This window comes from Paracoccus haematequi, assembly GCF_900631945.1.
In the GTDB taxonomy this organism is placed as follows: Bacteria; Pseudomonadota; Alphaproteobacteria; order Rhodobacterales; family Rhodobacteraceae; genus Paracoccus; species Paracoccus haematequi_A.
On sequence record NZ_UZWE01000097.1, the window covers coordinates 1 to 514 of the forward strand.

A 514-nucleotide genomic window follows, 5' to 3' on the forward strand; every position below is an offset into this window, starting at 1 on the left:
CAGAAACCTGGCACCAGTTCCTCGACGACTTCGTTAGCGATCCTGAACTCGCGCAACGCTTCAAGGCTCAACCGCCGCGGTAACAATCGGCCGGTTACCCTGGAACTCGCGGCTATACCCGACGACGGGTGCACACGTCCCGAACCCGCTCGTCTCAGAACCGACCATCGCGCAGCCGTTCAGCAAGCTCGTGGTGATCGCGAGGACGGCGAGCCGCCGCTTCCAGCATCCGACTTTGGACGTCATTGGCCTTCTCCGTGGTTTCAAGGCGTTCGGCGAGGCGTCCCGCTCGCTCGCCAGAGCGCCGAAGCGAAAGCAGAAACAGGAACACGGCGAGGACGATGGCGCCGTAGCGCAGCACAGCGCGCGCCCACGGGCTCGTGGCGATCCCGGTCAGCAGCGCGGCGATCACCGCCGCCCCCGCTTCCAGTCATCGAGCCGCGCGTAGATCGTGACCGCGATGCCAACGAGCGCCACGGCGATGAACACCCAGCGCAGCGTGTCGAGATAAGAC

The 514-nt window shown here is 65.4% G+C and carries 1 protein-coding gene and 1 pseudogene; both read right to left on the minus strand.

Annotated elements, in window-relative coordinates; genetic code table 11:
- Positions 1-154: 154 nt before the first annotated feature.
- On the minus strand, positions 155-412 hold the full coding sequence (locus PARHAE_RS20605) for a hypothetical protein (RefSeq protein WP_126156366.1): 258 nt from the start codon (positions 410-412) through the stop codon (positions 155-157).
- A pseudogene (locus PARHAE_RS22025) lies at positions 409-514 on the minus strand (YcbK family protein); the annotation flags it as partial. The gene PARHAE_RS20605 and the pseudogene PARHAE_RS22025, both read right to left, overlap by 4 nt.